The sequence below is a fragment of the Pelomonas candidula genome (assembly GCF_043555985.1).
Classification (GTDB): Bacteria; Pseudomonadota; Gammaproteobacteria; order Burkholderiales; family Burkholderiaceae_C; genus Pelomonas; species Pelomonas candidula.
In genome coordinates this window covers 1-6960 of sequence record NZ_JBIGIC010000032.1, presented here as the reverse complement: position 1 = coordinate 6960, position 6960 = coordinate 1, and the positions used below count along the sequence as shown (strand labels likewise).

General features: G+C 61.9%; 6 protein-coding genes. 5 read left to right on the top strand and 1 reads right to left on the bottom strand.

Going from position 1 to position 6960, the window contains the following annotated elements; translation table 11 throughout:
* Positions 1–117 precede the first annotated feature (117 nt).
* Positions 118–375, bottom strand: coding sequence for a ComEC/Rec2 family competence protein (locus ACG04R_RS28270; RefSeq protein WP_394418130.1), 258 nt, complete (start codon positions 373–375; stop codon positions 118–120).
* A 287-nt stretch (positions 376–662) separates the two neighbouring features.
* Here ACG04R_RS28270 and ACG04R_RS28265 point away from each other — a divergent pair, with 287 nt between their 5' ends.
* From ACG04R_RS28265 to ACG04R_RS28245, 5 genes are all read left to right on the top strand, one after another.
* Entirely contained in the window at positions 663–1817 is a 1155-nt protein-coding gene (locus ACG04R_RS28265) for a ComEC/Rec2 family competence protein (RefSeq protein ID WP_394418127.1), read from the top strand.
* Complete coding sequence (locus ACG04R_RS28260) at positions 1817–4057, top strand: ThiF family adenylyltransferase (RefSeq protein ID WP_394418124.1); 2241 nt, start codon at positions 1817–1819, stop codon at positions 4055–4057. Before ACG04R_RS28265 ends, ACG04R_RS28260 begins: the two co-directional genes overlap by 1 nt.
* Positions 4054–5148: a patatin-like phospholipase family protein gene (locus tag ACG04R_RS28255; RefSeq protein ID WP_394418121.1), complete on the top strand. Its 1095-nt coding sequence runs from the start codon at positions 4054–4056 to the stop codon at positions 5146–5148. Before ACG04R_RS28260 ends, ACG04R_RS28255 begins: the two co-directional genes overlap by 4 nt.
* A gap of 83 nt (positions 5149–5231) precedes the next feature.
* Positions 5232–6026, top strand: coding sequence for an endonuclease NucS domain-containing protein (locus ACG04R_RS28250; RefSeq protein ID WP_394418118.1), 795 nt, complete (start codon positions 5232–5234; stop codon positions 6024–6026).
* A gap of 28 nt (positions 6027–6054) precedes the next feature.
* Positions 6055–6633 (top strand): hypothetical protein, encoded by a 579-nt coding sequence (locus ACG04R_RS28245; RefSeq protein WP_394418115.1) that lies wholly within the window; start codon positions 6055–6057, stop codon positions 6631–6633.
* Positions 6634–6960: the final 327 nt, after the last annotated feature.

Genomic DNA, 6960 nt, shown 5'->3' with positions numbered 1-6960 from the left:
GGTGATCACTCCTCACACCCCCGCCCAGCTGTGGATATCTCGGGCAGGGTAGGTTGAACACCTGGGTCAAATTTGGGTCGGCAGGGCCCTCACGGGTGGGTCAAATTTCAGTCGGCGTCAACACTCCAGGTCTGGAAAGCCTGACATGTGGTCCTCGTCGTAGTTCGTGCAAACCAGCATGTCGAGGTAGTTCACCCCCAACGACTGCAGGTGCCGACCTGGATACCACGGCGCCCCGCGAAAGTTCACCGCGTGCCCGCAGTCGATGAGAACCCGGTAGGCGTGGTTCGGACCGAACGGAATCGTCAGCAGCGCGCACTGGCCGTGGTCCACGTCAAAAATCTGCAGGGCGCCGTCGTGGAGGGGTGGTGTCATTTCGTCCCGTCTCGTCTTACTGCGATGCCGCAGGATTTTCAGCGGGGGGTTAGCCACTTCTCACAGCGGTGACCTGCGGTGCTACCGGCTGCGGTTTCGCCGGCCCGCGATCTTGCCTACGCCCTGACGATTCTGCGGAAACCCAGGCTCACCTGGTGAGCCACCCCACCTTCACACTGCCGTTGCCGAGCCGCAACCCGATTGCTCCGGCGTCGCATCATCGTTACATTTGTTGCTAGCACTCATAGAGAACGAGTGCTAACAACCGAAATCGCTCAGGGGTATCAATGGCAAAGGCACACAAAGTGGTCTTCTACCCGGTCGGGAACGGAGACACATCGCAGGTCATCACCACGGAGGGCCGGCGCCTGCTGTTCGACTACCGGCACTGCGCCAAGGGGGAGGATTCGGACGAACCCGAGATTGACCTGGCGAGCCGGCTTCGCTCGGAGCTGAAAGGCTCAGGCAAAAACTATTTCGATGTCGTCGCCTTCACGCACGGCGACCTGGACCATATCCAGGGTAGTACCGACTTTTTCCACCTCGAGCACGACAAGAAGAAGCAAGGCGGCGACCGCAAATTCGCGAAAGAGATGTGGTTCCCCGCAGCGATGCTGCTGGTCGAACCGGAGGACAACCCAGAGCGCGAAGAATACGTGCTGTGCTTGGAGGCCCGGCACCGGCTCCTCGAGGGCAAGGGCATTCTTGTCTTCTCACGACCGAAGGTGCTGATCGACTGGCTCGAGAAGGAGCTGAAGAAGAAGGGGTTGGCGTCCGACGCTCGCGACCACTTGTTCATCGACGCCGGCCAGCTCGTCCCGGGCTTCAGCCTGGTACAGGATGCCCTTGAGGTCTTCTGCCACTCCCCTTTCATCAAGCACTGCGGGGACGGTGAAGACATCGTGCGCAACGATGCGTCGCTGATCTTCAATGTCCGGATGCAGATCGGCAGCGACCTCTATGACTACCTCGAGGTCGGCGACTCGACCTGGGAGGTGCTGGAGGAAATCGTCGAGACGACCAAGAAGCACGACAACATGGACCGCCTGGCCTGGGACATCTTCAACATCCCTCATCACTGCAGCTACAAGGCCCTCAGCGACGAAAAGGGCGAGAAGAAGACGACGCCCAAGCCGGGCGTCGAGAAGATTCTCCTCGGCGGCAAGCCTGGGTCGTACATCGTCAGCAGCAGCCGGCCGATCCCGGACATCAAAGAAGCCTACAAGCAGGAACAGCCGCCCCACATCCAGGCTCGCAATACCTACGAGGAGTACGTCAAGAAGGTTGACGGCAACGACTTTCTGGTGACGGGCGAAGAGCCTCGGGCGAACGCCCCCGAGCCAATCGAGTTCGAAATCACCAGTCAGGGTTTGTCGCTCAAAAGCGCTGCTGTAGCCGGCGCAGCAGCCATCGTGCGCTCCGTCGCGCCCCGGGCTGGCTGATGGCCGACGATGAGTTCTATGAGCTTCGCGGCGAGACCCTGTCCGACGAAGCAGCTCTGACACTGCCTCGGACCAAAGCGATAGCGGCCGCGGCCCGGCGAAACAGGGACTTCACCGTCGAAAAATATGCACGGCTGGGCGGTGACGGCAATACGACGGCCGAGTTCATCGTCATGGAGGTGAAGACGCGCGGCGTGCCCTCCAAGAACGCCGCCGGCATCAAGTACCGCGAGCGCATAGCAGTCGTGGTGCGTGCCGACCCCAAAGTTCTGGTGAACGTCTGGGCTTTGCGTAAGGCCTTCCCGCGGCTGCTGCACCAGAACCGAGTCGGCCCCAACGCCCCTGCTGACCTGTGCCTCTATTTTGAGCCGGTCAAGGCGGTGCTGCGTGAATGGACACCCGAGACCTTCCTGCGCCGAATCCAGTGGTGGCTCGAGAACTCCGCGAAGGGGACGCTTCACGCGGCGGACCAGCCAGTCGAGCAGCTTTTCTTCATTGCCGACTACGAGCTTGTGCTGCCCTGGAACTTCGACGAGCTACGCAAGAAGGAGGGGGGCAGGTTCTCCGTAGTACCCGGCATGAAGCTGGCGAACGGTCGTCTGACGTTGAGGCTTGTGCCGAACGCCGGTGAAGGTCTCCTACCGGTGTCGTTGGTGCAGCTTGACCTCCCCCCCGTCATTCAAGGCGAGGTGATGCCTGAGCCGGCTACGCTTGGGGAGCTGCAAGGTCTTCTGGAAGGCCGGGGATTGGACCTACTCGCCGAGCTGAAGGCCCTTGTGCAGCCGCGCGTCGGTCACGACGGGGCCCTGCCGACGTCCGACGAGGAATTCACCCTCGTGCTCTTAAACATCCCGGTCAAGCGCACTGCAGACGTCGAGCCAGAGCGCACGCGCCACCAGGCGTTCGTGCTCGCTGGAAGCCTGCTTGAGCTTGGCGAAAAGCTTGGCGTGCTGATGAAGCACGCAGGGCGGTACTTCCAGGATGTCCTCCGCACGCAACCAGCGGATGCGTGGAAGTCGGTTGCTCTGCTCACGTCAGAGGTCCTCCAGTTCAACAGCGCGAAGGCGGCGCGCGCCCAGTCCGGTATCACGGAGCCCGGGCCGGAAGCCACGTTGATCGGCGTCGGCTCGCTGGGTAGCCTGCTGGCATCTTTGTGGGGGCGCATGGGCTGGGGCAAGTGGACTGTCATTGACAAGGATCACGTCAAGCCCCACAACCTTTCGCGACACATCGCGATGCGAGAGCACGTAGGGTTGCCCAAGACGGCCGTCGTGCGGGCGCTCCATGTCTCAGCCATGCTGGACGCGAGCATCGTGACGGATATTGAAGCCGATGCCTGCGAGTTCACCAACGACAAGGTCGCGGCGGCAATCGACTCGCCGGCCCTGGTTGTTGATGCCTCGACCACGCTCGAGTACCCCCGCGCGGTGAGTTCTCGCGACGGCGCTGCACGCCATGCATCGGTGTTCCTGACGCCAAACGGCCGCGACTCGGTGCTACAAATGGAGGACGCTGCCCGCAAGCTGCGGCTCCGCACGCTCGAGGCCCAGTATTACCGGGCGCTCATCCGAAACGACTTCGGCAAAGACCACCTCGCCGGCAACGCCTCGACCTTCTGGAGCGGGGCCAGTTGTCGAGACATCTCGGCCGTGATGCCGTACTCGCTCATCATGACGCATGCAGGCAGCTTGGCCGACCAGGTGCGGCAGGCCCTGTCGCAGGCTGGCGCGCGCATTCGCATCTGGCAGCGTGACGGCGACACCGGACAGGTCACGGTGCACGACGTCCAGGCGGAAGAGGAAGGCTCAATTGACCTCGGTGAAATGAAGCTCTTCATGGACGCGGGTGTGGAACGGCGCCTGAGGGCTATGCGGGCCGCCAAACTGCCGAATGAAACCGGTGGTGTGCTGCTGGGCTACTACGACTTCATCGAGAAGATGGTGGTCATCGTTGACGCTCTGCCCGAGCCGCCGGACAGCAAGGCCTCGCCCACCGGATTCGAGCGAGGCAAGGAAGACCTGGCGCCGACCGTGGAGGAGGCTATGAAGCGAACTGCGGGCAACGTGAAGTACGTCGGCGAATGGCATAGCCACCCGCGAGGCCATTCCACGACGCCGAGCATCGACGACCGGGTGCAGATGGCCCATCTGTCTTTGGAGATGTCGAGCGACGGGCTACCCGTCCTCCAGCTGATCGTTGGGGACACGGACATCTTCATCAGCCAAGGAGAGGTGCGTTGACGCAGGCAGAGCAAGGACGCGGCATTGCCCTGGCGCTTTCCGGCGGAGGCGTCAGGGCCATGGTGTTTCACGCAGGCGTCCTTCGCTGGATGGCCGAGCGCGATCTACTCGAACGGGTCACTCGCATTTCAACTGTCTCTGGCGGGAGCCTCTTGACCGGGCTGATCTTTCAGTTCAACGGGATGAAGTGGCCCTCCTCGAGCGAATACCTGACACACGTCTACCCGCAGTTGAGAGCGGCGTTTTGTGAGCGAAGCCTCATGTGGGGTGCGTTCCGCCAACTGCTGAACCCGTTGAACTGGCGCTTCCTGCTGTCCCGCGCCAATCTCCTCGGCCTCGCGCTTCGCAAAGAATGGCAGATTCAGGCGCCCCTATCGGCGCTTCCCCGCACTCCCGAGTGGTCGATCAACGGCACGACGGCCGAGAACGGAAAGCGCTTCCGTTTCAAGGCGGGCCAGATGGGTGACTACGAGCTTGGGTACGCGGAGGACTGTCACACCTTCCCCTTGGCGAATGCTATGGCTGTGTCCGCTGCGTTCCCTGGCCTCATCGGACCGCTCACGCTGCGTGCGGACAGCTTCGAATGGAAAAAGCGCCGCTGGGGCACGACGCCCGGCAGCGAGCAGGTCGTTACCCTTCCGTTTCGAAACCTCCACCTGTACGACGGTGGTGTGTACGACAACCTTGGCTTGGAGCCCCTGTTCGACGCAGGCCGTCAACGCTCGAAAGTTGGCGACGAGTGCATCGTCGCCTCGGACGCAGGGCTGCCGCTTGCGCCAGGGTTCGAATCGAACCCGCTGAACATATTCCGTCTCCGACGGATCACCGATGTGATGTCCGAGCAGGTGCGGTCGCTTCGCGTGCGAGCCTTCTCGAACTTTCTACAGGGCGGCAAGGCCAGAGGCGCGTTCCTATATATCGCAGGGCCCAACCCGGAGGAGCCCGACGCCGAGGCGCTGTATGCGATGCGATTCCCGACGTCGCTCAGCCGCCTTTCTGTCGAGCAGTTCGAACGCCTGGCAGAGCACGGGCGCTCTGTCGCGCAGGCTGCGGAGGACAACTATGGCGCTCTGTGCTCGAAGGAGCATTAAGCACGGGAGCAGCCGAAGGTGGCCATGCCAACCCGGGACGCTATGCTGCCGCAAAACGATACGACCACGGATGAGGGAGCAGCATGGCGAAGACCATCTATGACAAGCCCACCAGGGCCCTTCTGAAGGACATGCTGGCTGCGTGGGACCTCAAGCCCGGCCAGGTGTTCACGAGCTCAAGGGCGGTCGAGTGGTTCAGCACCAACTACCCGAAGCTGAAGCCGGTCACCATCCGTGCGCATCTCGTGCAGGCCTCAACGAACGACAAGAACCGTCTGCACCACCCCTCGACCAACGAGACCGACGACATCCTCTTCAAGGTGGACACCGGCCAGTACCGCCTGTACGAAGCCGGCAAGGACCCCTCCCCGATTCATGAGCTCGTCCAAGGTGATGTCGAGCGGCAGGAACAGCAGGTCGCGGCGGACAGCGAGGAAGCCGAAGCTGAAGAGCCGTGGGCTGGCTCGTCGGAGTTCTTGCTGGAGAAGGACCTGCAGCGCTATCTCGTCGAGAACCTCGAGTGCATCGAGCCAGGACTTAGGCTGTACGAGGAAGAGGACATTCGTGGCGTCGAGTTCGAGGCAGGCAGCGGTCGGCGAATCGACATCCTGGCGGTGGACCGCAACAACTCGCTCGTCGTGCTGGAGCTCAAGGTGTCCCGTGGGTATGACCGCGTCGTCGGCCAGTTGCTTCGCTACATGAATTGGGTCCGCAAGGAAGTGGCCGACCCTGGCCAGCGCGTGCGGGGCATCATCATCTGCCGAACTATGTCCGAGGACCTACGCCTGGCCTGCGCCTCGATCCGAGATGTTGAGCTCTGCGAATACAGGCTGTCGGTGACGGTGTCGAAAGTACCCGCGCTCGAGCTGCCGTCCTGACGACCGCTCGCGGAAGCCAAGACACTCCATGAAACGAACAGCGGCACCTACGGCCGCGCACCATGCGCCGGCAGACTGGACTCAAGAGTCCCTGGAGGACGAGCTGCATCGCTCGCTTGGGCGCCTAGTCTATGAGGCTGCGAGGTTCGACTTCTTCGTCGGCTTGCAGCTGAACTGGCTCGGACCGTACCTCCAGGTCGACGTTTCCAAGTACCTCACCCCTTCGAAGTACACGCTCGACAACCGGCTCGCCATCCTCAGGAAACTCGTAAGGAAGGCCTACAGGTCCGCGGGACCTGAAGTGATTGCCGAGTTCGACCAGTGGTTTGCGAGCGCACGTTCTGCGCGTGCCCTTAGGAACGACTACGCCCACGGCAGATGGGGCGTTCCTGGCAAGCTGGCAGAGTCCCCTCTCGGCCCCCACCATCCCCGAATCCCCATGCTGGCATTCGTTCGACTGGACTGGGACATGAAGCCGAACCAACCGGATCGAAGCGTCTATATGACCGTCGAGGAACTCAAGGAGCAAGTCGCAGAGGCAGTCGCTGTCTTCAGGGCGTTCTTCGGCCTATCAGAGAAGCACAAGCATCATTGCTTGCCTCAGTAGGAAGCACGGATGGCTACAGAGCGTGCCCCTTCAGGATCGGGCATCGTGGCCACATCGGATCGAGGATCAAGGTGTGGATACGCGCCCTGGTAATACCCACACGCAGCACCTTCCGGCTCTTCTCGTACGGCGGTTCGTCATTCCTCCAAACGAACGAGGATTCCGCCTGAAACTCCCGGCTGCTTATCTCTAGGTCGTCCGTAAGCGTCCGCCGAAGTCACCCTTATATTCCGCCGCCTACCTGCTCAAGCCGACGAAGGACCCTTTGACATGAAGACAACGCGAGCTGTTTCGGCAGCCCTTATCGGAGTATTTTGGTGGTCTACC

Coding starts and splice junctions, on each gene's coding strand:
- ACG04R_RS28270 (WP_394418130.1), bottom strand. CDS start 375: ATGACACCACCCCTCCACGACGGCGCCCTGCAGATTTTTGACGTGGAC.
- ACG04R_RS28265 (WP_394418127.1), top strand. CDS start 663: ATGGCAAAGGCACACAAAGTGGTCTTCTACCCGGTCGGGAACGGAGAC.
- ACG04R_RS28260 (WP_394418124.1), top strand. CDS start 1,817: ATGGCCGACGATGAGTTCTATGAGCTTCGCGGCGAGACCCTGTCCGAC.
- ACG04R_RS28250 (WP_394418118.1), top strand. CDS start 5,232: ATGGCGAAGACCATCTATGACAAGCCCACCAGGGCCCTTCTGAAGGAC.
- ACG04R_RS28245 (WP_394418115.1), top strand. CDS start 6,055: ATGAAACGAACAGCGGCACCTACGGCCGCGCACCATGCGCCGGCAGAC.